14 protein-coding genes and 1 pseudogene are annotated in these 24294 nt (G+C 68.4%); 5 read left to right on the top strand and 10 right to left on the bottom strand.

The window, feature by feature from the left end; translation table 11 throughout:
• From QTI51_RS38710 to QTI51_RS38675, 8 genes are all read right to left on the bottom strand, one after another.
• The coding region (locus QTI51_RS38710) for a non-ribosomal peptide synthetase (RefSeq protein ID WP_286518408.1) at positions 1 to 7038 on the bottom strand (7038 nt) is incomplete at its 3' end.
• 8 nt (positions 7039 to 7046) lie between these two features.
• A complete protein-coding gene (locus tag QTI51_RS38705) occupies positions 7047 to 11720 on the bottom strand; it encodes a type I polyketide synthase (protein ID WP_116914466.1) in 4674 nt (1557 codons plus the stop codon).
• Positions 11720 to 17041, bottom strand: a complete 5322-nt coding sequence (locus QTI51_RS38700) for a non-ribosomal peptide synthetase (RefSeq protein ID WP_116914465.1) — start codon at positions 17039 to 17041, stop codon at positions 11720 to 11722. The genes QTI51_RS38705 and QTI51_RS38700 overlap by 1 nt, the downstream gene beginning before the upstream one ends.
• A gap of 67 nt (positions 17042 to 17108) precedes the next feature.
• A complete protein-coding gene (locus tag QTI51_RS38695) occupies positions 17109 to 17795 on the bottom strand; it encodes a 4'-phosphopantetheinyl transferase family protein (RefSeq protein WP_116914464.1) in 687 nt (228 codons plus the stop codon).
• Entirely contained in the window at positions 17773 to 18534 is a 762-nt protein-coding gene (locus QTI51_RS38690) for a thioesterase II family protein (RefSeq protein WP_503011593.1), read from the bottom strand. The genes QTI51_RS38695 and QTI51_RS38690 overlap by 23 nt, the downstream gene beginning before the upstream one ends.
• Positions 18534 to 18803 (bottom strand): MbtH family protein, encoded by a 270-nt coding sequence (locus QTI51_RS38685; protein ID WP_116914463.1) that lies wholly within the window; start codon positions 18801 to 18803, stop codon positions 18534 to 18536. Before QTI51_RS38685 ends, QTI51_RS38690 begins: the two co-directional genes overlap by 1 nt.
• Before the next feature lie 117 nt (positions 18804 to 18920).
• On the bottom strand, positions 18921 to 19202 hold the full coding sequence (locus tag QTI51_RS38680) for a DUF4880 domain-containing protein (RefSeq protein WP_116914462.1): 282 nt from the start codon (positions 19200 to 19202) through the stop codon (positions 18921 to 18923).
• A 71-nt stretch (positions 19203 to 19273) separates the two neighbouring features.
• Positions 19274 to 19795, bottom strand: a complete 522-nt coding sequence (locus QTI51_RS38675) for a sigma-70 family RNA polymerase sigma factor (protein WP_116914461.1) — start codon at positions 19793 to 19795, stop codon at positions 19274 to 19276.
• Between the two features lie 287 nt (positions 19796 to 20082).
• On the opposite strand from QTI51_RS38675, the gene QTI51_RS38670 reads away from it, so the two are divergent.
• Entirely contained in the window at positions 20083 to 20916 is an 834-nt protein-coding gene (locus tag QTI51_RS38670; protein ID WP_286518414.1) for a plasmid replication/partition related protein, read from the top strand.
• 4 nt (positions 20917 to 20920) lie between these two features.
• Here the strand turns inward: QTI51_RS38670 and QTI51_RS38665 are convergent, their stop codons facing one another.
• Entirely contained in the window at positions 20921 to 21505 is a 585-nt protein-coding gene (locus QTI51_RS38665) for a BPSL1445 family SYLF domain-containing lipoprotein (RefSeq protein WP_116914459.1), read from the bottom strand.
• Between the two features lie 395 nt (positions 21506 to 21900).
• Between QTI51_RS38665 and QTI51_RS38660 the strand changes: the two genes are divergently transcribed.
• The 4 genes from QTI51_RS38660 (at position 21901) to QTI51_RS38645 (ending at position 24058) form a co-directional block, all read left to right on the top strand.
• Positions 21901 to 22638, top strand: coding sequence for a hypothetical protein (locus QTI51_RS38660; protein ID WP_286518417.1), 738 nt, complete (start codon positions 21901 to 21903; stop codon positions 22636 to 22638).
• Positions 22635 to 23159, top strand: coding sequence for a GTP-binding protein (locus tag QTI51_RS38655; protein WP_116914458.1), 525 nt, complete (start codon positions 22635 to 22637; stop codon positions 23157 to 23159). Before QTI51_RS38660 ends, QTI51_RS38655 begins: the two co-directional genes overlap by 4 nt.
• 49 nt (positions 23160 to 23208) lie before the next feature.
• Positions 23209 to 23592, top strand: coding sequence for a roadblock/LC7 domain-containing protein (locus QTI51_RS38650; protein WP_116914457.1), 384 nt, complete (start codon positions 23209 to 23211; stop codon positions 23590 to 23592).
• A 106-nt stretch (positions 23593 to 23698) separates the two neighbouring features.
• Positions 23699 to 24058, top strand: coding sequence for a hypothetical protein (locus QTI51_RS38645; RefSeq protein WP_116914456.1), 360 nt, complete (start codon positions 23699 to 23701; stop codon positions 24056 to 24058).
• Between the two features lie 55 nt (positions 24059 to 24113).
• Here QTI51_RS38645 and QTI51_RS38640 read toward each other — a convergent pair.
• Positions 24114 to 24294 (bottom strand): annotated as a pseudogene (locus tag QTI51_RS38640) (dienelactone hydrolase family protein); the annotation flags it as partial.

Here is a 24294-nt window from a genome sequence, read left to right as displayed (position 1 = left end):
GATCAGCGAGATCTCTTCAATTAAAAAGTCCAACGTCGTGTGGTCCAGCACCATGTGGTGGCTGGGCAGCTGCAGCAACCAGCGTCCCTGCACCGGGTCGTGGGCCGCGACAGCATGAATCATTGGCGCCTGTTGCACGTCGATGCGGTAGTGCGACGGATTGACCTTGGCTTCCAGGCGGTCGGCCGCGGTCTCTGCGTTGGCCGGGTCTTCGTCCACCCACTGCAACATCAGCTCTGCACGGCGATGCACCACCTGCACCGGCTCTTTCAAGCCTTCCCACAGCACGGCAGTGCGCAGGATGTCGTGGCGGGAGATGACCTGATTGAAGCTGTCGATGAATCGCTCCAGCCGTTCCTTGCTGTCGAAGCTCAGCGAATGCGAGGTGATGTAAGCATCGCCTTCGGTCTGCAGCAGGTGATGGAACAGCATGCCCTCTTGCAATGGGGCCAGCGGGTAGATGTCCTGGATGTTCGAGGCGCCCCCGGGGACCGCGGATTCGATGCGCGCGATCTGAGCAGCGTCGAGATCGATCAATGGCAGCATACCGGGATCGATGGCTTCGCAACCGTCTGGGATTCCGTTCGGCGGCACGACCACTTCGACGCGACCCTGCTCCTGCATCAGAGCTTGGGCGAAGGCTTCGAGTTGCGGGTGCTGGAACAGCGTTCGCACCTGAACGGTCCAGCCCTTCGCGCGAACGCTTTCCAGAAGACGAAGCGCCAGCAATGAGTGACCGCCGAGTTCGAAGAAGTTGTCGGTGCGGCCTACGCGGGGCACGTTCAGGACTTCAGCCCAGATCGTTGCAAGCGCCTGCTCGACTTCGCCTTCTGGTGCTTCGTACGCTTTGTCGCTGGTGAACTCCGGCGAAGGCAACGCCTTGCGGTCTACCTTGCCGTTGGCGTTCAGCGGAAGTGCGTCGACGACCATGAGGACGCTGGGGACCATGTAGTCGGGCAGCGCTTCGCCGAGGCGTTCTCTCAGGGCTGCCGTGTCAATGTTGGTGCCCGAGACGTAACCCACCAGTCTTGCACCCGCCGGGCCTTCGTTTGCTACGACGACTGCTTCTCTAACTTCCGGCTGGGCCTGGAGTTGGGCTTCGATTTCGCCCAGCTCGATGCGGAAGCCTCGCACCTTCACCTGGTGGTCGATTCGCCCCAGGTACTCCAGCTGGCCCTCGTTGTTCCATCGGACCAGATCGCCCGTGCGGTACAGACGTTGTCCATCGTTGGCCGCTACAAACCGCTCAGCAGTAAGGCCCGCCCGCTTCAGGTAGCCGCGCGCAAGGTTGACGCCGCCTAAATACAGCTCTCCAGCGACGCCGGCAGGTACTTCGTTCAGGCTCGCGTCCAGCACGTACGCCTGCGTCTCGCTGATCGGCCTGCCGATGGGTACTTGCGTGCTGCCGTCGTCGCGGCACGTCCAGTGCGTCACGTCGATGGCGGCTTCTGTCGGGCCGTAGAGGTTGTAGAGCCTGGCCTGCGGCAGCCGAGCGAACACCTTGTCCCGGGCTTCCGCCGGCAAAGCCTCACCACTGCACACGATGCGCTTGAGGCTCGTGCACGCCTTGGCTCCCTCGTAAGCCAGGAAGGCCTGAAGCATCGAGGGCACGAAGTGCAGGGTGTCTACCTGATGATGGCGGATCAACTCCACCAGCCTTGCCGGGTCACGGTGATCGCCCGGGTTGGCGACGACCAGCCTGGCGCCCTGCATCAATGGCCAGAAGAACTCCCACACCGACACGTCGAAGCTGAACGGGGTCTTCTGCAGCACCGTGTCTGCTTCACCGAGCTGGTAGGCCTCCTGCATCCACGCCAGCCGGTTGAACAGCGAGCGGTGGCGGTTGGCTGCGCCCTTGGGGCGTCCGGTCGAACCCGAGGTGTAGATGACATAGGCGAGGTTGTCGCCGTGCAGATCGACCCGCGGATCGGTGTCGGACTCGGCCGAGGTGTCCAGCGTGTCCAGGTCGAGCACCTGGGACAGCCCGGCAACGTCCACCAGCGAACGCAGGTGGCTCTGGGTCAGCAGCATGGTGATGCCGCTGTCCTGGACCATGTAGGCCAGGCGGTCTGCCGGGTACTCGGGGTCCAGCGGTACGTAGGCGCCGCCGGCCTTCACGATCGCCAGGATGCCCACCACCATCTCGATGGAGCGCTCCACCGCGATGCCGACCAGAACCTCGGGGCCCACGCCCAGGGCGACCAGGCGATGTGCAACCCGGTTGGCACGTGCGTTGAGTTCGCCGTAGCTCAGGGTCTGATCACCAAAGACCAGCGCCACCGAGTCGGGACGAGCCCGCGCCTGGCGCTCGATCAGCCGATGCACAGGTTCCGAGTCGCCGAAGCGCTGCGAGTTCTCGCTCCACGCCTGCAGCGCTTCCCGCTCGGACACCCCAAGCATCGCCACATCGCCCACCGCCTGCTGTGGCCGGTCGGCCAGTGCGTGCAGCACCGCCAGGTAGTGCCCCGCCATCCGCTCGATGGTGCTCGGCGCAAACAGCTCCTGCGCATAGCTGAAGCTCGCCCGCACCCGCCCGTCATCGCTCTCGCTGGTCTCCAGCGTCAGCTCGAACTGCGCCGCCTGCGCGCCCAGGTCGCACTCGGTCAGCGTGATGCCGGGCAGCTTCTGCAGCGCCTTCAAATCGCCACGCTGGTGGTTGAACATCACCTGGAACAGCGGGCTCGTGCCCAGGCTGCGCTCAGGCTGCAGCGCCTCCACCAGTTGTTCGAACGGCAGGTCCTGGTGCGCCTGCGCGCCCAGGGCCGCTTCTTTCGCGCGGGACAGCACGTGCGCCAGGCTCTCCCGCTCGTCGAGCACGTTGCGCAGCACCTGCGTGTTGACGAAAAAGCCGATAACGCCATCGGTCTCGGCGCGGTGGCGGTTGGCCACGGGTACACCCAGGCGGATGTCGGGCTCGCCGGTGTAGCGGCTCAGCAGCACCTGGAAGCCGGCGAGCAGGCCCACGAACAGCGTCGCGCCCTGGCCCAGCAGGCGCCTTTGCAGGCGCTGCACCAGGTCGCGCGGCAACTCGAAGCCATGTCGCACGGCGCTGTACCGACCATCGGGCTTGCGGGCGTGGTCGGTGGGCAGTTGCAGCACGGGTTGGCTGGTGCCGAGGTGCCCGGTCCAGTACGCCAGCTGGCGTTCGCGTTCGCCGGCCTCGAGCCAGTCGCGTTGCCATGCGGCGTAGTCGGCGTACTGGATCGGCAGCGGCGGCAGCGACGCCGCTGCCGTGGCTTGGTCGGCTTGGTTGTCTTGAGCGCGCGCGCGGTACTGCGTCACGAACTCGTCGACGAGCACCTGCATCGACCAGCCGTCCGACACGATGTGGTGCATCACCACCACCAGCAGGTGTTCGTCGGGTGCGAGGCGAATGAGGCCGACGCGCAGCAGCGGGCCCGCGCCCAGGTCGAACGGCGTGTGGCTCAGGCGCAGCGCCTCTTCGCGGCTGCGCGTTTCGCGCTCGGCCTCGATGCCCCATGCGGCCAGGTCGAGCGTTGTCATGTCGAGCGCGCCGACCTGTTGCACGACCTGCTCGGCCCGGCCTTGCGCGTCGGCGCGGAACACGGTGCGCAGCGACTCGTGGCGCTGCACCAGCGCGTCGAAGCTTGCGCGCACGGCCTGCGCGTCGAGCTGGCCCGCGAGCTTCAGCGCGCCGCTGATGTGGTACGCGGTGCTCGACGGATCGAGCTGCCACAGGAACCACTGGCGCATCTGCGCATGCGACAGCGCGAGCTTTCCCGCGCGCCGCGCTGCGCTCAGCGGCGCGATCGCCTGCGTGTCGGCGGGCCGGCCGGCCTGCAGCGCATGCGCGATGCGCGCCACGTTCTGGTGCTCGAACATCTGGCGAGGCGTGAGGTGCACGCCAGCGCGCGCCGCGCGCGCGGTGACCTTGAGGCTGAGGATGGAGTCGCCGCCGAGTTCGAAGAAGTTGTCGGTGCGGCCTACGCGGGGCACGTTCAGGACTTCGGACCAGATGGCTGCAAGCGCTTGCTCGACTTCGCCTTCTGGGGCTTCGTATGCCTTGTCGCTGGTGAACTCCGGTGCGGGCAGCGCCTTGCGGTCTACCTTGCCGTTGGCGTTCAGTGGGAGTGCGTCGAGGACCATGAGGACGCTGGGAACCATGTAGTCGGGCAGCGCTTCGCCCAGGCGCTCTCTCAGTGCTGCCGTGTCGATGTTGTTGCCCGAGACGTAACCGACGAGCCTTGCTTCGTTCGCTACGACGACCGCTTCTCGCACTTCAGGCTGGGCTTGAAGTTGCGCTTCTATTTCGCCCAGTTCGATGCGGAAGCCCCGCACCTTCACCTGGTGGTCGATGCGGCCCAGGTACTCCAGCTGGCCCTCGTTGTTCCATCGGACCAGGTCGCCTGTTCTGTACAGGCGTTGTCCATCATTGGCCGCTACAAACCGCTCAGCAGTAAGGCCCGCCCGCTTCAGGTAGCCGCGTGCAAGGTTGACGCCGCCTAAATACAGCTCTCCAGCGACGCCGGCCGGCACTTCATTGAGGCTCGCGTCCAGTACGTACGCCTGCGTCTCGCTGATCGGCCTGCCGATGGGTACCTGCGTGCTGCCGTCGTCCCGGCAAGTCCACTGGGTGACGTGGATCGTCGTTTCTGTGGGGCCGTACAGGTTCTGCAAGGTGGCACCGCTCAGCCGTTGCAAAGCCTCCTTCTGCGTGGCCGCCGGCATGGCCTCTCCACCGCAGATGATGTGTTTCAGCTTGGTCGTTGCCTCGATGCCTTCGTAGGCCAGGAAGGCCTGGAGCATCGACGGCACGAAGTTCAGTGTCGTGATCTGGTGTTTCTGGATCAGTTCGACCAGCCGCACCGGGTCGCGGTGGTCTCCGGGGTTGGCGATGACCAGCCTTGCGCCTGAAGTCAGGGGCCAGAACATTTCCCATACGGACACATCGAAGCCGAACGGAGCCTTGTGCAGGACTGTGTCTGCGCCTTCCAGCTTGTAGAACTCCTGCATCCAGGCCATGCAGCTGAACAATGCTTGGTGGCGGATGGCCGCGCCCTTGGGGCGACCGGTGGAGCCCGAGGTATAGATGACGTAAGCGAGGTGTTCGCCGTGCAAGGCCACTTGCGGGTCAGAGCTCGATCCGGAGGATGTATCTAGCGTATCGAGTTCCAGCACCTGAAGTGCTTCGACACCGGGAATCAGGGAGCGCAGGTGGCTCTGGGTCAGCAGCAGCGAGATGCCGCTGTCCGCGACCATGTATGAAAGGCGATCTGCGGGGTACTCGGGGTCCAGGGGAACGTAGGCGCCGCCGGCCTTGAGCACCGCCAGGATGCCCACCATCATTTCGGTGGAGCGCTCCACGCAGATGCCGACCAGAACATCAGGACCCACGCCCAGGCCGATCAATCGATGTGCCAAGCGGTTCGCGCGTTCATTGAGTTCCGAGTAACTCAGCGCCTCCTCACCGAACACCAGCGCGGGTGCCGAAGGCTTCAATCTCGCATGCGCTTCGATCTGCCGATGCACAGGCTGCGCACCTTCGTGACGACGCGTGTTCTCGCTCCACGCCGCAAGTTGCGCGCGCTCGTCAGTCCCAAGCAGCTCGACATCCCCGACAGCCATCTCAGGCTCGACAGCCAGCGCCCCCAGCACCGCCAGGTAATGCCCAGCCATCCGCTCGACCGTCTCCCTGTCGAACAGCTCCGCCGCATACAGGAAGGTCGCCTCCACCCGCCCGTCCTCGAACTCCAGCGTCTGCAGCGTCAGCTCGAACTGCGCGTCTTCTTCCTCGAAGTCCAGCCGCTCGACGGTCACGCCCGGCCACTCGGCCAGCGAGCGGTGGTCGCGGCGCACGTGGTTGAACATCACCTGGAACAGCGGGTTCGCGCTCAGGCTGCGCTCGGGGCGCAGCGCGCCGACGAGCTGCTCGAACGGCAGGTCCTGGTGGGTCTGCGCGCCGATGGCGGTGTCACGTGTCTGCGCCAGCAACTCGGCCAGCGTGGTGCGCGGCCCCATCTGCGAACGCAGCACCTGCGTGTTGACGAAGAAGCCGACGACGCCCGCCGTTTCCGCGCGGTTGCGGTTGGCAATGGGCACGCCCACGCGCGCATCGGCCTGGCCGGTGTGGCGGAACAGCAGCGCGTTGAAACCCGCGAGCAAGGCCATGAACAGCGTGGCACCCTGCCCCTGGGCGCGCTGGCGCAAGCGTGCGACGGTGTCGGCGGGCAAGGCGACGGTGACGCGCGCCGAACCGTAGCGGCCGTCGGCATTGCGAGGACGGTCGGTGTGCAGCGAGATCACGGGCTGCTCGGTGCCCAGGTGGTCGCGCCACCAGGCGAGCTGGCGTTCGCCCTCGCCGCCGTCCAGCCACTGGTGCTGCCACGCGGCGTAGTCGGCATACTGCACCGGCAGCGCGGCCAGTGCCGGCGCCCGGCCCTGCGCGCGCGCGGCGTACTGCGCGGCGAGCTCGTCGAGCGAGAGCTGCACGGACCATCCGTCGGACACGATGTGGTGCATCACCACCAGCAGCTGGTGCGCCTGCTCGCCGGTCTTCAGCAGCACGGCGCGCATCAGCGGGCCGCGCGTGAGGTCGAAGGGCTCGGTGCGAATGCGCAGCACCTCGTCGCGCGCCGCCTGCTCGCGCTCGGCGGCGTTGAGCGCGCTCAGGTCGATGCAGGGAAGCGCGACCGTCACGCCCTGCTGGATGACTTGCTGCGCACCGCCGTCGCTTTCATCACCTTCTTCACTGAAGACGGTGCGCAGCGACTCGTGGCGGTCCACCAGCGCCTGCAGGCTCGCATGCAAGGCAACCGTGTCGAGCGGGCCGGTCAGCACCAGGCCACCGCTCAGGTGGTAGGCAGTGCGCGCCGGGTCCAGCTTCCACAGGAACCATTGGCGGCGCTGCGCGAAAGACAGCGGCGCGCGGTTCCGGTCGGTGCTGGCGGGGCGCGGGGGAATGGCGCTCTCGGCCTGGCGCGCGCCGGTGCTGGCGCCACGCAGCCGCTGTTGCAGGCGGGCGCGTTGCTCCGTGCTGAGGTTGGCGCGGCGGGCGGAAATATCCTGGGTGTCGGGCATGGGGGTCTTCAGACGGTGGCGGACAGGCGAGCCGGTGCGGCGTCGATGGGGTCGGCAAGATCGGCGGGGTCGTCGTTCTCCGCGTTCTCTATTTCTTCGATCAGCCGCGTCTCGACCAGCAAGGCCAGGTCGGCGATGGTGGGTGCCTTGAAGAACGCGGCCGGGTGCAGTTCGATCTCGTAGGCCTTGCGCACGCGCGCCAGGATCTGGATGGCCAGCAGCGAGTCGCCGCCGAGCTCGAACAGGTTGTCGTTCACGCCGACGGCGGCAATGCCCAGCATGTCTTGCCACACGCCGGCCAGGCCGGTTTCGAGCTCGCCTTCGGGGGCGGCGTAAGGCGTGTCGAGTGCCGGGCGCGGGTGGTTACGGCGCCCGCCATGGGGCGTGCGCGCGGCGTGGGCCAGCGGGCCGTTCTCGATCAGTTCCAGCATGCCGCTGTCGAGTTCGCCCAGGCGCTGCGCGAGGTCGGTGGTCGAGATCAGCACCTGCGCATGCGCGGGGCCGTTGACGATGCGCTCCAGCGCCAGCGCGCCCTCGGGGCCGTCCATGCCCACGCCCTCGGGCAGCACCATGCCCGCGGCCATGCCCAGGTCGCGCCAGGCGTCCCAGTTGACCGAGATGACGGGGTGGCCCGCGCTGCGCTGCGCCTGCGCGGCCAGTGCGTCCAGGTAGGCGTTGGCCGCGGCGTAGTCGCTCTTGCCCAGGCCGCCGGCCATGCTGGAGATGGACGAACACAAGAGCACGAAATCGAGTGCATCGTCGCGCACGGCCGCGAGCAAGGCTTGCGTGCCGCGCAGCTTAGGCGCGAACACGGCATCGACCAGGGCGCGCGTGCGCGGGCCGATCATGCCGCTGCTGGCATGGCCGGCCGCGTGGATCACGCCGTGGATGGCGCCGAAGCGCGCGCGCGCCTGCGCAGCCGCGGCCTGCATCTGCGCGGCGTCGGTCACGTCCGCGGAAAGCGCGAGCACTTCGCCGCCCAGCGCTTCGAGCTCGATCAGCTGCAGCAGCTTCTGGCGCAAGGCGGCGGGTTGCTCGGGCGATGCGGCCAAGGCGTCCCACATGCCGCGCTCGGGCAGCGGCGTGCGACCGAGCAGCACCAGCCTGGCCTGCCATGCCTGCGCCAGGTGGCGCGCCACCGACAGGCCCACGCCGCCGAGGCCACCGGTGACCAGGTACACGCCGTGTTTGCGAAAGCGCTGGTGCGGCGCCGCGCCCTGCGGCGGCAGCGCCAGCGGCTCGTAGGCCTTCACCCAGCGGTGGGGGCCGCGGTAGGCCACCAGCGGATCGGTGCCGCGCGGCAGCGGGTCGGCCGACAGCTGCTTCACCAGCCACGCCTCGGCCTCGCTGCCGGCCGCGGGCAGCACCACGTCGACGACGCGGCAGTCGATGTACGGGTACTCCTGCCCGATCACCTTGGCCAGGCTGAACAGCGTGGCTTTCTCGGGGTACAGGGGTTCCAGCCCCGAGACGTCTTCCATCTGGTTGGTGACGACCTGCAGCGCCAGCGCGCGCTCGCTGCCAGCCGCGGCCGCGGTGCTGTCCAGCGCCTGCGCCAGGGCCAGCAGGCTGAAGAAGCCACGCTCCAGCAGGTCGGCGGATTGCGAAGGCGGCGCCAGTTCGTCGTCCACGCCCCACAGGTGAAAGACCCTGGAGACGGGGCCCAGCTCGGCCTGCACCTTGCGCAGCACCTGCGCATGGTCGGCGCGCTGGCCGGGGCGCACGGCGTAGTGGCGCGGGCTGATCTCGACGAAGGCCGGGCCCTGCTCCACCCACACCACGGGATGCGCGTCGGCGCCCTGGTGCAACCGAGAAATCAGCCGATCCGTGAGGCCGCGCGTTTCACCGAAAACCAGCGTGCAGGTGCCTGCGGGCGGCGCGCTGTGCTGCACGCGCAGCGGCTCGGTGCGCGTCCAGGTCGGCACGTAGAAGGCATTGCCAGCCGCGTCCTCGGCGGAAGGCGTCGCGCGCTCGAAGCTGCCTGCCTCCACCCAGTAAGACTGGCGCTGGAACGGGTAGCTCGGCAGCGGCACCTGCCGGCGCGGCTGGCCGGCGCGGCAGGCGGCCCAGTCGATGTCCACACCGGCACACCAGAGCGCGCCGGTCACGCTGGCCAGTTGCCGTGCGTTGCGCGCCTGCTGCTGCGGATGCGCCTGGCTCGCCCAGATGCCCGCAGCCGATGCAGCCAAGGGATGCTGGCGCGCGAGCCCGGCCAGCGTTTCGCCGGGGCCGACCTCGAGCAGCACGCGCCCGGCCGTGGCCAGCAGCGCAGACAGCCCGTCGGCGAAGCGCACCGTGCTGCGCAGGTGAAGGCCCCAGTACACCGGGTCGACCGCCTGCTCGGGCGTGATCGGCAAGCCCGTGACGTTGGAAATGAACGCGATGCGCGGCGCATGGCGCGCCACCGAGGCCACCACCTGCTGCAGCTCGGCGACGATCGATTCCGTCAGCGCCGAGTGCGACGCGATGGCCACGTGCAGCCGGCGCGGCATGAGGCCCCGCGCGAACAGCTGCTGCTCGGCCGCCTCGATGGCCTGCAGCTCCCCCGCCAGCACGCACAGCTGCTCGCCGTTGATGGCGGCGATGTCGCAACCGGCGGCACGGAACGGCGCGAGCTCGGCCTCGGTCAGCGCGATGGCCGTCATGGCACCGGCGGGCATCGACTGCATGAGGCGACCGCGCGCGGTGACGATGCGCAGCGCGTCTTCCAGGCTGAACACGCCGGCCAGGCAGGCGGCCACGTATTCGCCGAGGCTGTGGCCCAGCATGACGGCGGGCTGCACGCCGCGCGCCATCCACGCGCGGGCCATCGCGTATTCGACGACGAAGAGCGCGGGCTGCGTGTATTCGATGCACGAGAGCTTCTGGTCCGCCGCGGCTTCGGCGCCGGCCGCGGGGTAGATCAGCTGGCGCAGGTCCATGCCCACGGTGTCGTTCAGCAACGCGCAGCAACGGTCCACCTCGTCGCGGAACACCGGGTCGTCGCCGTACAGCGCGGCGCCCATGTTCGCGTGCTGCGTGCCGCCGCCGGGGAACAGGAAGGCGACTTCGGGCGCGGTGGCGGGCGCGCGCAGCACCTGCTCGAAGCCGCCTTCGGGCGCGCACAGCGCCTGCGCGGCCATCGCATGGCTGTCGGCGACGATGGCGGCGCGCAGCGGCATCGGGCGCCGTCCGCTTTGCAGCGTGTGCGCGATGTCGGCCAGCGGCTGTTCGGTCGATGCCTCTAGGTGCTGGCCCAGTTGGCGGCCGGCCTTCTGCAGCGCCGCGGCGTTCTGCGCCGACAGCGGCAGCACCTGCCAGCCGGGCGCCTGCTTAGCGGGCAGCGCCGCGGGCGCTTCTTCGAGCACCACGTGCACGTTGGTGCCGCCGATGCCGAACGAGCTGACGCCGGCCCGGCGCGGCGTGGCGCCCGCAGGCCAGGGCTGGGTCGTCGCATTCACGTAGAAAGGGCTCGCCACGAAATCGATCTGCGGGTTCGGCCGCTCGAAATGCAGGCTGGCCGGCAGCGTGCGGTGCTTCAGCGCCATCACGGTCTTGATGAGCCCGGTGACGCCGGCGGCCGCGTCGAGGTGGCCGATGTTGGTCTTCACCGAGCCGACGGCGCAGTAGCCCGTGCGCCCGGTGCCGGCCTGGAAGGCCTGCGTGAGCGCGGCCAGCTCGATGGGGTCGCCCAGCACCGTGCCCGTGCCGTGCGCCTCGATGTAGCCGATGGACTCGGCCTCCACGCCCGCGATCAGCTGGGCCGCGCGAATCACCTCGGCCTGGCCGTTGACGCTGGGCGCGGTGAAGCCGACCTTGTCGGCGCCGTCGTTGTTGGCGGCTGAGCCCTTGATGACGGCGTGGATGGTGTCGCCGTCGCGCAGCGCGTCGTCCAGTCGCTTGAGCACCACCAGGCCCGCGCCGCTGCCGATGACGGTGCCCGCGGCCTGCTCGTCGAAGGCGCGGCAGTGGCCGTCGGGCGAGAGGATGGCGCCCTGCTGGTACAGGTAGCCGCCGTCTTGCAGCAGGTTGAGCCACACGCCGCCGGCCAGCGCCATGTCGCAGTCGTAGCCCAGCAGCGCCTGGCAGGCGGTGTGCACCGCGGCGAGCGAGGTGGAGCAAGCCGTCTGCACCGTGACGGCCGGGCCGCGCAGGTTCAGCTTGTAGGCCACGCGCGTGCACAGCGAACCGCCGGAGTTGCCGCTCATGAGGCCCAGCAGGTCGGCAATGCCGCGCCCGTCGCCCAGGCCGAAGACGGGCAGCAGGTGGCGCATGAGGTACAGGTTGGGCCCCTCGCCCGCGTACACGCCGACCTTGCCTGGCCAGCGGTGCGCGTCGCAGCCCGCGTGCTCCAGCGCGGCCCACGCGCACTCCAGGAAGATGCGCTGCTGCGGATCGAGGTACTCGGCCTCGCGCGGCGAGTAGCCGAAGAAGCCGGCATCGAACTGGTCGAAGCCCTTGAACTGGGTGCCGGCCTTGACGTAGGCGGGGTCGTCGAGCAACGCCTGCGACACGCCCTGCGCGCGCAGTTGCGCGTCGGTGAAGCTGGCCACGGACTCCACGCCGTCGCGCACGTTGCGCCACAGCGCGTCCACGTCGTCGGCGCCGGGAAAGCGGCCGGCCATGCCGACGATGGCGATCTCGATGCCGGTGGTGGCGGCTGCGGTTTCGGCGGTTTCGGTGGGTGCGTCGAGGGTGTGCATCAGTTGACTCTTTCCGCGGCTTTGCGGCGTTGAAGCAAGGCGGCGCGCTGGCGCAGCGCGCGGTCGTCGCCGGCCGCGGTCGATGCGGCACTCGATGCGGCCGTGGCGGCGGCACCGCGCGCCAGCCACTGGGCGAGCGCGCCGACCGTGGGGTACTTGAAGAGCTGCACCAGCGGCACGGTGGTGCGCAGCCTGTCTTCGAGCAGGCGGTGCACCCGGACCACGAGCAGCGAATGGCCGCCGAGGTCGAAGAAGTTGTCGTGCAGGCCGACCTTGTCGAGCTGCAAGACCTCAGACCAGATGGCGGCCACGGTTTCGGCGATGTGGCCTTGGGGGGCTTCGTAGGGCTTGTCGCTGGTGAACTCCGGTGCGGGGAGCGCCTTGCGGTCTACCTTGCCGTTGGCGTTCAGCGGGAGTGCGTCGAGGACCATGAGGACGCTGGGGACCATGTAGTCGGGCAGCGCTTCGCCCAGTCGCTCCCTCAGCGTTGCCGTGTCGATGTTGTTGCCCGAGACGTAACCGACGAGCCTTGCTTCGTTCGCTACGACGACCGCTTCTCGCACTTCAGGCTGGGCTTGAAGTTGCGCTTCTATTTCGCCCAGTTCGATACGGAAGCCCCGCACCTTCACCTGGTGGTCGATTCGCCCCAGGTACTCCAGCTGGCCCTCGTTGTTCCAGCGGACCAGGTCGCCCGTTCTGTACAGGCGCTGTCCATCATTGGCCGCCACAAACCGCTCAGCAGTAAGGCCTGCCCGCTTCAGGTAGCCGCGTGCAAGGTTGACGCCGCCCAGGTACAGCTCTCCAGCGACGCCGGCCGGTACTTCGTTCAGGCTCGCGTCCAGCACGTACGCCTGCGTCTCGCTGATCGGCCTGCCGATGGGTACTTGCGTGCTGCCGTCGTCCCTGCAAGTCCACTGGGTGACGTGGATCGTCGTTTCTGTGGGGCCGTACAGGTTCTGCAAGGTGGCACCGCTCAACCGTTGCAAAGCCTCTTTCTGCGTGGCCGCCGGCATGGCCTCTCCACCGCAGATGATGTGTTTCAGCTTCGTTGTCGCCTCGATGCCTTCATAGGCGAGGAAGGCCTGAAGCATCGAGGGAACGAAGTTCAGTGTCGTGATCTGGTGCTTCTGGATCAGTTCGACCAGCCGCACCGGGTCGCGGTGATCGCCTGGGTTGGCGATGACCAGCCTTGCGCCTGAAGTCAGGGGCCAGAACATTTCCCATACCGACACGTCGAAGCCGAACGGAGCCTTATGCAGGACCGTGTCGGCGCCTTCCAGCTTGTAGAACTCCTGCATCCAGGCCATGCAGCTGAACAATGCTTGATGGCGGATGGCTGCGCCCTTGGGGCGACCGGTGGAACCCGAGGTGTAGATGACATAGGCGAGGTGTTCGCCGTGCAAGGCCACTTGCGGGTCGGAGTTCGATTCGGAAGACGTATCGAGCGTGTCGAGTTCCAGCACCTGGAGTGCTTCGACTCCGTGAATCAAGGAGCGCAGATGGCTCTGGGTCAGCAGCAGTGAGATGCCGCTGTCCTCGACCATGTATGAAAGGCGGTCTGCGGGGTATTCAGGGTCCAGTGGCACGTAGGCGCCGCCTGCCTTCAGCACCGCAAGGATGCCCACCATCATTTCGGTGGAGCGTTCCACGCAGATGCCGACCAGAACATCAGGACCCACGCCCAGGCCGATCAGTCGATGTGCCAAGCGGTTTGCCTGTGCATTGAGCTGCGAATACGTCAGTGCCTCATCACCGAACACCAGCGCGGGTGACGAAGGCTTCAACTGCGCATGCGCCTCGATCTGCCGATGCACCGGCTGCGCGCCCTCGTGGCGACGCGTGTTCTCGCTCCACGCCGCAAGCTGCGCGCGCTCCTCAGCCCCGATCAGAGCCACATCCCCGACAGCCATCTCAGGCTCGACAGCCAGCGCCCCCAGCACCGCCAAGTAGTGCCCAGCCATCCGCTCGACCGTCTCCCGGTCGAACAGCTCCGCCGCGTAGACCAGCCCCACGGTCAGCCGCCCGTCGGGCGTCTCGCGCGCTTCCAGCACCAGTTCGAACTGCGCCTCGCCGTCAGGCAATGCGTGGTGCGCCACCTCGAGCCCCGGCAGTCGGGCCAGCGCGCTGTAGTCCTCGACCAGGTGGTTGAACATCACCTGGAACAACGGGCTCTGGCCCAGGCTGCGCTGCGGCTGCAGGGCCTCGACCAGTTGCTCGAAAGGCAGGTCCTGGTGCGTCTGCGCGCCGAGCACGGTTTCCCTGGCCTGCTTCACAAGCTCCGACAGGCGCATGCGCGCGTCGACCCGGTTGCGCAGCACCAGCGTGTTGACGAAGAAGCCGACGATGCTCTCGGCCTCGACGCGGCCGCGGTTCGCCACCGGTGCGCCGACGCGAATGTCTTCCTGCCCCGAGTAGCGGTGCAGCAGCGCCTGGAAGCCGGCGAGCAGCACCATGAAGAGCGTCGCGCCTTCGTTCGCGGCCGCGCGGCGCAAGCTGTTCAGCAGGGCCGCGGGCACTTCGACGCTGTGCCGTGCCGCAGGGCGGGCGATGCGCGCCGTGTGTGCGGTGCGTGGGCGGTCGGTCGCGAGCGCGAGCACGGGGTGGTCTTCGCCGAGCTGGGTGCGCCACCAGGCCAGCTGCCGCTCGGCCTCGCCGCCGGCCAGCCAGGCGCGCTGCCAGGCGGCGTGGTCGACGTACTGGATGCGCGCGCCCGTCTGGCGCTGCGCATCGCCGCGCAGCCGCGCGGCGTAGCCGGTGGCGAGTTCGTCGAGCAACAGCTGCATCGACGCGCTGTCCGACACGATGTGGTGCATCACCACCACCAGCAAATGCACGGTGTCCGACAGGCGCAGCAGCGCCGCGCGCAGGAGCGGCCCCTGCGTAAGGTCGAAGGGCGTGGCGTGGCGGCGTTGCACTTCATCGGCGGCGCGCTGTTCGCGCTCTTCCGCCGGAAGGTGGCGCAGGTCGATGCGCTCCAGCAACGGCGCCCACGTCGGGCTGATGAGCTGCTCGGCCGTGCCGTCGGCGCCGGCCAGGAACACGGTGCGCAGCGACTCATGGCGCGCTGCCAGGTCTTCGAAGGCGGCATGCATCGCGGCGGCGTCGAGCACGCCCGACAGTCGCAGCGCGCCGCTCACGTGGTACGCGGTGCTGTGCTGTGCGAGCTTCCACAGGAACCACTGGCGTGCCTGCGCGTGCGACAGCGGCAAGGGCTGCAGGCGGCGTTCGGCCGACAGCGGCTCTATCGGTGCGAAGGCGGGTGCCAAGGCGGGCGCGAAAGAAGATGCCTGGTGCGCGTCGTTCTTGCGGCTGCGCACGATGTCGGCGCACGCGGCGAGTCGGGGCTGCTCGAACAGGTCGCGCAGGTCGAATGCGATGCGCCAGTGCCGGGCGATGCGCGCGCACGCTTGAACACCGGCCAGCGAGTTGCCGCCCGAGGTGAAGAAGTGCGCGTCGTGCGGCAGCGCGCGCGACTCGGGCCACTTGAGCACTTCCTTCCAGATGCCGGCGACCGATTGCGCGACTTCGTCGAGCACCGGCGTTTCAACCGCGGCCGACGCGCTGCCGCCGAGCGTGAAGCCGCCGTGCTCGTAGATCGCATAGGCATCCAAGGTGCGAGCGGCCAGGCCGGCCCGGCAGGCCTGGCGCTGCAGCTTGCCGCTGGAGGTCTTGGGCAGCGCGCCCGGGTTCAGCAGCACGATGGCACTGGGCGCCTCGCCGAACACCTCGCTCACCGCGGCGCCCAGCGCGTCGACGAGCACGTGCGGCGGCACCAGCTTCTGCATGCTGCGCGACACCTCGGCCGCCACGCCGATGCCCTCGCCCTGCAAGCCCGTCACCGAGAAGGCGGCCACGCGGCCCTTGCGCACGGCCTCGACCTCGGCCTCGACCGTGCGCTCGATGTCCTGCGGATAGAGGTTGTGGCCGCGCACGATGATCAGGTCCTTGATGCGCCCCGTGACGTAGAGCTGCCCCGCGTGCTGGAAGCCCAGGTCGCCGGTGCGCAGCCAGCGGCGGCCCTCGTGCGCGGCGAAGGTCTGCTGCGTTTCTTCAGGCTTGTTCCAGTAGCCGGCGCAGATGCTCGGGCCGCTGGCCCAGATTTCGCCGACGCTGCCGTCGTCCAGCGCCGCGAGCGAGGCGGGATCGGCGATGCGCACCATGTGGTCGGCCGGCACTGCGCCGCAGCCCACGAGCTGCACTCCCTGCATGCTTTCCACGCCCTGGCCCTTGGCCAGTGCATCGGTGGAGAAAGTGGGTGCGACCAAGCCGCCGCCGCGACGTCCGCCAGTGACGAACAGCGTGGCCTCGGCCAGGCCGTAGCAGGGGTACACGGCGCCGGGGTCGAAACCCGCGGGTGCGAAACGCTCGATGAACTCGGCCTCGGTGTCCGCGCGCACAGGCTCGGCGCCGGTGTAGGCCACGCGCCACGACGACAGGTCGAGCCCCGCCAGCCGCGCGCCCTTCACACGGTCCAGGCACAGGCGGTAGGCGAAGTCGGGGCCGCCGCTGAGCGTGGCGCGGTGGCGCGAGATGAGCTCCAGCCAGCGCACCGGGCTCTCGAGAAAGTAGCGCGGCGATGCGAGCACCAGCGGAATGCCGCTGTACAGCGGCTGCAGCAGTCCGCCAATCAGGCCCATGTCGTGGTACAGCGGCGCCCACGAAACGAACTTGTCGCCGGGCCCGATGCCCATGCCGTCGCGAATGGCGCGCTCGTTGGCCATGAGGTTGCCGTGCGTGACGATCACGCCCTTGGGCGCGGAGGTCGAGCCCGAGGTGTATTGCAGGAAGGCGGGGTCGTCGGCGGCGGGCGAGAACGGCGCCCACGACGCGGCGAGCGCGGTGTCCACCGTGTCGACGGCCACCAGGGACGCCTGCGCGAACGACGCGGATGCGTCGGCCATCGCCGCAAGCATCGACGCGGAGGTGAGCACGCAGCGGGCTTGCGAATCCTGCGCGATGCCGGTCAGGCGCGCCAGGTGCTGGGGCCGCATGGATTCGGGCGGAAACACGGGCACCGCGATCACGCCGGCATGGAAGCACGCGAGCATGCTCACGGCGTAGTGCTCGTCGTTGTCGAGCATGACGAGCGCGCGCTCGCCCTTGGCGAACTGCTGCTGGAGCCGTGCCGCCAACGCGCGCACGCGGGCAGAGAATGCGGCATACGTCAGCTGCCTCTCGACGTAGGCGCCGTCGGCTTCGCCCGCCACTGTGAGCCAGACCTCGTCGGGCCGCGCCCGCGCCAGGGCCTGCAGGTGCGCCACGAAGTCGGGGGACGCCGGGTGCCCTTCGTTCGGTGTTGTCGCTGTCGGCGTGCGTGCCATCTCGCTCACTCCATGTCCATAGAAAAAAAGCCAAGGGCGCGAACGGCGTCGGGCCGTCGGCATTCGCTCATTCGGAAGCCCTGGCGCGCCACGCCAACGCGGCGGCGTAGCCGTCGGGCGCGGGCAAGGCCATGGCGTTGAAGCCCGCCCACGCGGCCACGCTCGACGCAACGGCGAGCGCGCCGCCTGCCTGCGGATGAATGCCCACACACAGCAGGTGCTCGGGCACGCCCACGCCCACGGCCTTCAACAGCGCTTCCTTGCCGACCCAGCGCAGGTACAGCGCGCGCAGCGGGTCTTGCGCGGTGCGCACCTCGCGCGACTCCCGGGCGGTGAAGGCCATGTCGAGAATGGCCTCGGTGTCCACGTCGTCTCGGCAGTGCTCGATGTCGATGCCCACCTCGGCCACCTCGCGCGCGTCGGCGATGACGATGAGCGCGTGGTCGCCCGAATGCGACACGTTGAACAGCGGCATGTCGCCGGCCGCATCGACGAAGGGCTTGCCGTGCACGCCGGGCGAGAGCGGCACCTCGGCGGCGGCGCAGCCGATGCGGCGCGCCAGCAAGCGGCGGGCGGCGGCGCGCGTGGCGGCGAAGCGCACGCGGTCGGCGCGCTGCGCGAAGCGGCAGGCGCGCTCGCGCTCGGCCGACGTCAGCACGGCCCATGCGTCGGGGGCATCGCGCGTCAGGTCGAAATCCAGGCGATGCACTTCCATGCCGCTTGGCAAGGCGTCATGCCAGGGCATGAGGCGCATGCCGCCCTCCAGCCGCGGCCGCGGCTTGCACCTGGGTCAGGCGCCGCGTGACGGCGTCGAGAAACGCCGCCTCGTGCTGTCGCAGGAAGAAGTGGCCGCCGTCGAACCAGTCGAGCGTGAACGCGCCGGCCGCATGTGCGGACCAGGCCTCGATGCGCGGCGCGTCGATGTCGTCCTGGCGGCCGGCGAAGACGTGCAAGGGCATCGGCAACGGCGATGAGGCATCGGCCGTGTACGTGAAGCTGTTGCACACGCGGTAGTCGGCGCCCAGCGTGTCGAGGGTGATGCGCATGAGCTCGGCGCTGGCGAACACTTCTTCGGGCGTGCCGCCCTGCTTGCGCAGGTCGGCGGTGAGCGCGGCGTCGTCACGCGTGTCGGGCAGCCGGCCGGGGTCGCGTTGCGACGGCGCCGAGCTGCCCGAGGCGAACAGCGCGCGCGGCAGCGGCCGGCCCAGCATGCGCAGCCGCTGGGTGACCCCGTAGGCCAGCAAGGCGCCCATGCTGTGGCCGAAGAGCACGAAGGCGCCCTGCATGGCGCGCGCCTGCTCGACGCAGATGCGCTCGACCTGCGCATCGAAGTTCTCGACGAAGGGCTCGCCCATGCGCGCGCCGCGGCCCGGCAGCTCGACGGGCACGACCTCGATCCAGCGCGGCAGCAGGCGCCGCCAGCGCAGGTACATGGACGCACTGGCGCCCGCGCACGGCAGGCACAGCAGCGAGACGCTCGCCGGCACGGGCATCAGTGCACGGCGGTGGTTGCGGCGGGTGCGGCGGGCGTGGCGGATGCGACCTCCTGCGCCGCCATCCAGTCGCGCAGCGACTTGGGGCGCATGTCGGTCCAGTTCTTCTCCACGTAGTCGAGCGCGGTCTTCTTGTCGCCCTTGACGCCGTCCACGGCCTTCCAGCCGCTGGGCACGGCCTTCCAGTGGGGCCAGATGGAGTATTGGTCTTCGTGGTTGACCAGGACGATGAAGGTTTCGTCTTCGCGGTCGAAGCAGCTGGTAGACATGGAGCGTCCTTGTGCGGTTGATCGGGTGAAGCGCTTTGCTGCGCTTCTGATCAACATGACGCTCGGGACGCGAATCTGTTCATCGATTCGCTGTGCGCCGCCGGCGGCGCGCGACGCTCAGGCGCAGTCGCCAGGGTTGCCGGGGTCGCCCGGGAGCTTTCCGCTTTTCTTCCAGGCATCGACGTCGATGCGCGCCGGCACCAGGCCCGCGAGCAGCAACAGGCGCGCGGCCTTGTCGTAGGCCTTGCGATGGGCGGGGTCGGCAAGCAGCCACGCCACCATGTCGGCGCGCGCGGCTTCATCGAAGTCTTCGCGGTCGCGCTCGCGGCGCACCCATGCCCAGGCGGTGCGCCAGGTGGGATCGTCTTGGTCGTGCTGCCCGGGTTGTTCTTGTGCCATGCGTGTACGGTTTTTACCTTACACCCACGGGTCGCTCCAAGACCGGCCCCGCGTCGGGCGGGGAATTCGCGTCAGTCCTCCAGCAGGTGGTGCATGGCGCCGATGGCCTCGTCGGCCTCGGCGATCAGGCGGTTGACCAGGCCGAGCGCGCAGCCGAGCTGGGCGGCGATGTCGCGCTGCGTGAGGCCTTCGAGCCGGTAGAGCTGGAAGGCCACGCGCGTTCGTGCCGGAAGCTGCGATAGCACCTGGTCGATGAGCCCGACGACCTGACGGTCGCGCAGCAGACGGTCCGGCGACGGCGGTCCGGGCACGTCCAGGGTTTCGATGTCGACGTCGAAGGTGCGGTAGGTGGCCTCCAGCGACTGGCGGCGGCAGTGGTCGAGCGCCAGGTTGCGCACCACCTGGCAGCAGTAGCCCATGGGCTTGTCGACCTTGCGGTCGCACGCGCCGTCGGCAATGCGCAGGTAGGCGTCCTGCACGACATCGTCGGCCAGGTCGGTGGTGCGCACGATCCTGCGGGCCACGTGCAGCAACTGCGCGCGGTTGGCGACGAAGACATCTCCCAGCGATGACTCGGACGAAAGTGACAGCATCTTTGAACAACTCCAGATGAGGGGATCGGGCGTCGAATGTGGAAACGGCGCGCGCGAGGCACGCTGAAAGGGATGGGGACCCGCGCGGTTTCGGTGCTCGGGTCGCTTAAATTAAATAAGAATCATTACTATTTGACAAAGGAATGACACATCGAATTAGCAATGTCTCCCTACCCCTATAGACGTTTGGCCGGCCCAAACGGAGACACCCGACCGGCCCGGCGTCGCCCGCTCGCCGCACCCCTCTAAAATCTCGCCCCTTTGCCTGCTGCGCGCCCCGCCTCCCCATGAACATCGTCGTCAACGAAGAACTCAAAGCCTATATCGATCCCTTGACGCCGGAGGAATACGAATCGCTGGAGCGCAGCATCCTGGCCGAGGGCTGCCGGGACGCGCTGGTGCTGTGGGGCGATGTGCTGGTCGACGGCCACAACCGCTACGGCATCTGCCAGAAGCACGGCCTGCCCTTCCAGACGGTGCAGAACACGCGCTTCAAGTCGATCGACGACGTGCACCTGTGGATGATCGACCAGCACCTGGGCCGCCGCAGCATCTCCGACTTCCTGCGCGGTGTGCTCGCGCTGCGCAAGAAGGACATCGTCGACCAGCAGCGCTCGCGCACCGCGGCCGAGACGGTGGTGACGCCCACCGACCCCAACGACCCGCCGTTCGATGTCGATCAGCCCGCCGACGACGCTGCCCCCACCCTGCCCCCGCAAGCACCGCTGAGCAGCCGCGAAGCGATCGCCCGCGCCGCGCGCCTGAGCAGCAGCCAGGTCGGCATGATCGAGAAGATCCAGAAGCAGGCGGCGCCCGAGCTGGTGGCGGCTGTGAAGTCGGGTGTGATCTCGATCAACACCGCCGCCGCCGTGGCCACGCTGCCCGCCGAAGAACAAGTGACGGCCGCGAACGCCGGCAAGGACGAGCTGAAGCAGGCCGCCAAGCGGGTGCGCGATTCGAAGAAGAAGCCGCGTGAAGAATCGGCGCAGGAAGGCGCCGATGCGGTTCAGGATGCGCCTGAATCGGTGCAGGCGCTGCAGCGGCGCGTGGTCGAACTCACGGCCGAGAACGAATCGCTGCGCAAGCAAGTGGCCGAGCTGCGCGCGCAACTCGGCCACTGAACCATCAAAGCTGGATTTCGCTGATCTTCGCGCCAGACAGCGACACACCCGCCTCCAGCCCCACGTTGGTCATGACGAAACCCACCACCGGCTGGCGCAGGGTGTTGGTGTCGATGCTGCCGTTGGCACCGATGGTGGCCAGCGCCACCGTGGCGTCGGCGCCGGCCGTCCAGCCCTTGCTGTTGCGGAACTTGTCCAGCGCAGCCTGGGTGGTGAACAGGTAGACAACCGCCTTCGACTGCGCGCCGGCCTGGAAGCCCACCGAGCCCGCGGTGGTGCTGTAGTAGGACTGGGTGCGGCCGTTCACGCGCAGCGCACCGCGGCCATATTCGGCGCCCACGCCCAGGCTACCCCCCACTACCGCCGGAAACACCAGCACGCCGCTGGAGCGCGCCACCAGCTCGCGCGATCCCTTCACGGAGTCGTACAGCTTGGACAAAGCGGCATCGGTCTGGGCGTCGATCGATGCGCGGGAAGACACGCTGCTGGACTGGTCCTGCGGCCGCGTCGTGGTGCAACCCACGAAGGCGAGGCTGCAAGCCACCATGGCGGAAGAGAGCGCAAACGTGCGGAGGTTCATGCTTTTCATGACGGAATCCTTTGGAAAAAACATGGATCGACGAGGAAATCTCGGCCCTTGTCTGCCTTCCTCGGCAGATGCGCTCCATGCTAATTCCGCCGAAACAGTGCTTTTCGGGCTTTGGGCGTCGGCCTACGCGAAGTGAAGGCGTTGGCGAAACGGCCGCCGCGACCGCGCTCGATGGCCCCGGAAAATTGCCTGTAATCTTGTGTTTTTATTTGCAACAGATGTTATATTTTTGTCGTTACAAACAGAAATAACTGCGCAGTATTCACCTCGAGCGGCGCCCCGCGCAAGTCCATGTCGACACCCCAGCCCCGGAGCCCCCAGTTGCAATCACAACGGCAATCACAACGGCTGTTGCGCCCTGAACGGCTGCGCACGGTTCCGCACCTGCTCCAGGCATGAGCAACGCCGCGCACTCCGCCGTCAAAGGCCAGCGCGCCTTGTTGAGCTTCAGCGTCGAGGGGCTGCCGCCGCGCGAAGAGCTGCTGTTCAAGTCGCTGGTTCGCCTGCTTGACCACCGCACCCACCAGCACTGGGCCTGGAAGATCGACCGGGCGGACCTGCGCGTCGTTGGCGAGGCGCTGTCGCCCGGCAGCGAAAACCCCGCCCCGCCGGTGCCGGTGCTGGCCGTCGGCCAGGTCGATCCGCAGCGCGGCGGCCACTTCCTGACGCTGCCACTGCACGCGGACGCGCTGGAGCAGACGCTCAACCGGCTGGGCGCCATGGTCGTCCATGCGCGCGGGCTGGGCCTGGCCGCGGCGGAAGCGGTGCTGGCCGACGATGCGGAATTTCGTTTGCTGCGCTGGCCCCCGGCCGCCCTGCTCGAGGCGCCGCACCGCATCCGCCTGGCCACGCTGATGACCGGCCGGCCGACCTCGCTGGGCGTGCTGCGCCAGCGCTCGGGCATGGGCGCGCAGGAATGCCTGGACTTCATCGCCGACCTGCGCCGCAGCGGCCTGATCGAGAACGTGGCCGACGCCGCGCAGGCGGCGACACACACTGCCGCACTCGCGCAATCCCCTGACGGATCGCAGCCCGAGCCTGCCCCCTCCGCGCCGGCGCGCGACCCCGTGCAACCCGGCCTCCTGGCCCGCATCCGCAGCCGGCTCGGTCTGCTGGCGACCGCGCACAAATGACCGTCGAACACAAGATCCTCTTCACCGGCACCATGGGTGCCGGCAAGACCACTGCCATCGGTGCCGTCAGCGAGATCCCGCCCGTGAGCACCGACGTCCGCAACAGCGACGCCTCGGTCGCCAAGGCCACCACCACCGTGGGCCTGGACTACGGCGAACTCACGCTCGATAACGGCGAAAAGCTGCGCCTGTACGGCACGCCCGGGCAGATGCGCTTCGACTTCATGTGGCGCATCCTGGCGCGCGGCGCGCTGGGCCTGGTGGTGCTGATCGACAACAGCCGCCCCGACCCGCTGGCCGACCTGGACATCTACCTCGACGGCTTCGCCGAGCTCATCGCGCAGACCGCCTGCGTGGTGGCGGTCGGGCGCATGGAGGCGCACCCGCAGCCCGACATCGACGCCTACGCCCGCCGCATGCAGGCCAAGGGCGTGCTGTGCCCGGTGCTCGCGGCCAACGTGACGGACCCCCGGCAGGTCGTGCAGCTGCTGGAGCTGCTGCTGCTGCAGCTCGAGGCATGAACGCCGTCAGCGCCGCGCCCGAATCCCTCTTTTTCCATTTCCGGCAGCCATGAACATTTCTCCTCACATCAAGCTCGCGGCCGAATCCGCCATCGACACGCTCATGCGCGAGATCAAGGGCGTGAAGGCGGTGGTCATCTCGACCGAAGACGGCCTGGAGCTGGCCGCGCGCGTCGAGAACACCGCGCAGGTCTCGCGGCTCTCCGCCATCGCCAGCTCGCTCGCCGCACTGGGCGCCGTGGCCGGCGAGGAAAGCGACCTGGGTCACTGCGACAACGTGAGCATCGAGGCCACGCACGGCCACATCCTGATGCTGCAGGCGCGCCACCCCGAGGTGACGCTGATCGTGAGCGTGGTGGCCAGCAAGGAAGCCATCATCGGCCAGGTCCTCTACTTCGCGAAGCAGGCCACGCTGTCGCTGCAGCAGGCCTGAAGGCCTGGGGCGGCTGGCCGAACGGCATCGGTTCGACACCGGCAGCCGCCACTCTTCGCCCGGGTGGCTGCCGACTTCCAGGGGCGAGGGACTACGAAAGATTTCGATGGCAAATATCAAGCAATCCATGGACGACCTGATGACCTGCGACGGCGCCCTGTGCGCCGCGCTGGTCGACTCGAGCAGCGGCATGATCCTGGGCCAGATCGGGTCGGGCGTGGACCTCGAGGTGGCGGCCGCCGGCAACACCGAGGTGGTGCGCGCCAAGCTGCGCACCATGCGCGACCTGGGGCTGAACGACGTCATCGAGGACATCCTCATCACGCTCGGCAGGCAGTACCACATCATCCGGCCGATGCAGAAGAAGGAAGGCCTGTTCGTGTACCTGGTGCTTGACAAGGCCAAGTCGAACCTGGCACTGGCGCGCCGCAAGGCGATGGACGTCGAGCAGAACATGACCGTGTAAGCGACCTGCTCGCTTGCAGCGCGGCGGCTCGGTCCCGGCCGCCGCGCGGTGCACGCTACTTCAGCAGCGTGTTCGAAGGCAGCGTCTCGTCCAGCAGCTTGCGCGCGGTCTCGATGCCCGCTACCGGCAGCAGCTTGGGGTCGAGCAACCCGACCTGCACCAGCACGCTGGCCTGGTCCCAGTAGATGTGCTCGTGGTACAGCTTGTTGCCACGGAACTTGATGACCGCCAGCAGC

This window comes from Variovorax sp. J22G73, from assembly GCF_030317035.1.
Taxonomy (GTDB): domain Bacteria; phylum Pseudomonadota; class Gammaproteobacteria; order Burkholderiales; family Burkholderiaceae_C; genus Variovorax.
Note: the sequence above shows the minus strand (reverse complement) of the source record. Positions and strands in the feature narration are given on the sequence as shown.

Bases quoted from the DNA above. Each gene is read 5' to 3' on its own strand.
- QTI51_RS38695 (WP_116914464.1), bottom strand. From the start codon at position 17,795: ATGCGCCTCATGCCCTGGCATGACGCCTTGCCAAGCGGCATGGAAGTG.
- QTI51_RS38690 (WP_503011593.1), bottom strand. From the start codon at position 18,534: ATGCCCGTGCCGGCGAGCGTCTCGCTGCTGTGCCTGCCGTGCGCGGGC.
- QTI51_RS38650 (WP_116914457.1), top strand. From the start codon at position 23,209: ATGAACATTTCTCCTCACATCAAGCTCGCGGCCGAATCCGCCATCGAC.
- QTI51_RS38705 (WP_116914466.1), bottom strand. From the start codon at position 11,720: ATGCACACCCTCGACGCACCCACCGAAACCGCCGAAACCGCAGCCGCC.
- QTI51_RS38665 (WP_116914459.1), bottom strand. From the start codon at position 21,505: ATGAAAAGCATGAACCTCCGCACGTTTGCGCTCTCTTCCGCCATGGTG.
- QTI51_RS38670 (WP_286518414.1), top strand. From the start codon at position 20,083: ATGAACATCGTCGTCAACGAAGAACTCAAAGCCTATATCGATCCCTTG.
- QTI51_RS38655 (WP_116914458.1), top strand. From the start codon at position 22,635: ATGACCGTCGAACACAAGATCCTCTTCACCGGCACCATGGGTGCCGGC.
- QTI51_RS38680 (WP_116914462.1), bottom strand. From the start codon at position 19,202: ATGGCACAAGAACAACCCGGGCAGCACGACCAAGACGATCCCACCTGG.
- QTI51_RS38685 (WP_116914463.1), bottom strand. From the start codon at position 18,803: ATGTCTACCAGCTGCTTCGACCGCGAAGACGAAACCTTCATCGTCCTG.
- QTI51_RS38645 (WP_116914456.1), top strand. From the start codon at position 23,699: ATGGCAAATATCAAGCAATCCATGGACGACCTGATGACCTGCGACGGC.
- QTI51_RS38675 (WP_116914461.1), bottom strand. From the start codon at position 19,795: ATGCTGTCACTTTCGTCCGAGTCATCGCTGGGAGATGTCTTCGTCGCC.
- QTI51_RS38660 (WP_286518417.1), top strand. From the start codon at position 21,901: ATGAGCAACGCCGCGCACTCCGCCGTCAAAGGCCAGCGCGCCTTGTTG.
- QTI51_RS38700 (WP_116914465.1), bottom strand. From the start codon at position 17,041: ATGGCACGCACGCCGACAGCGACAACACCGAACGAAGGGCACCCGGCG.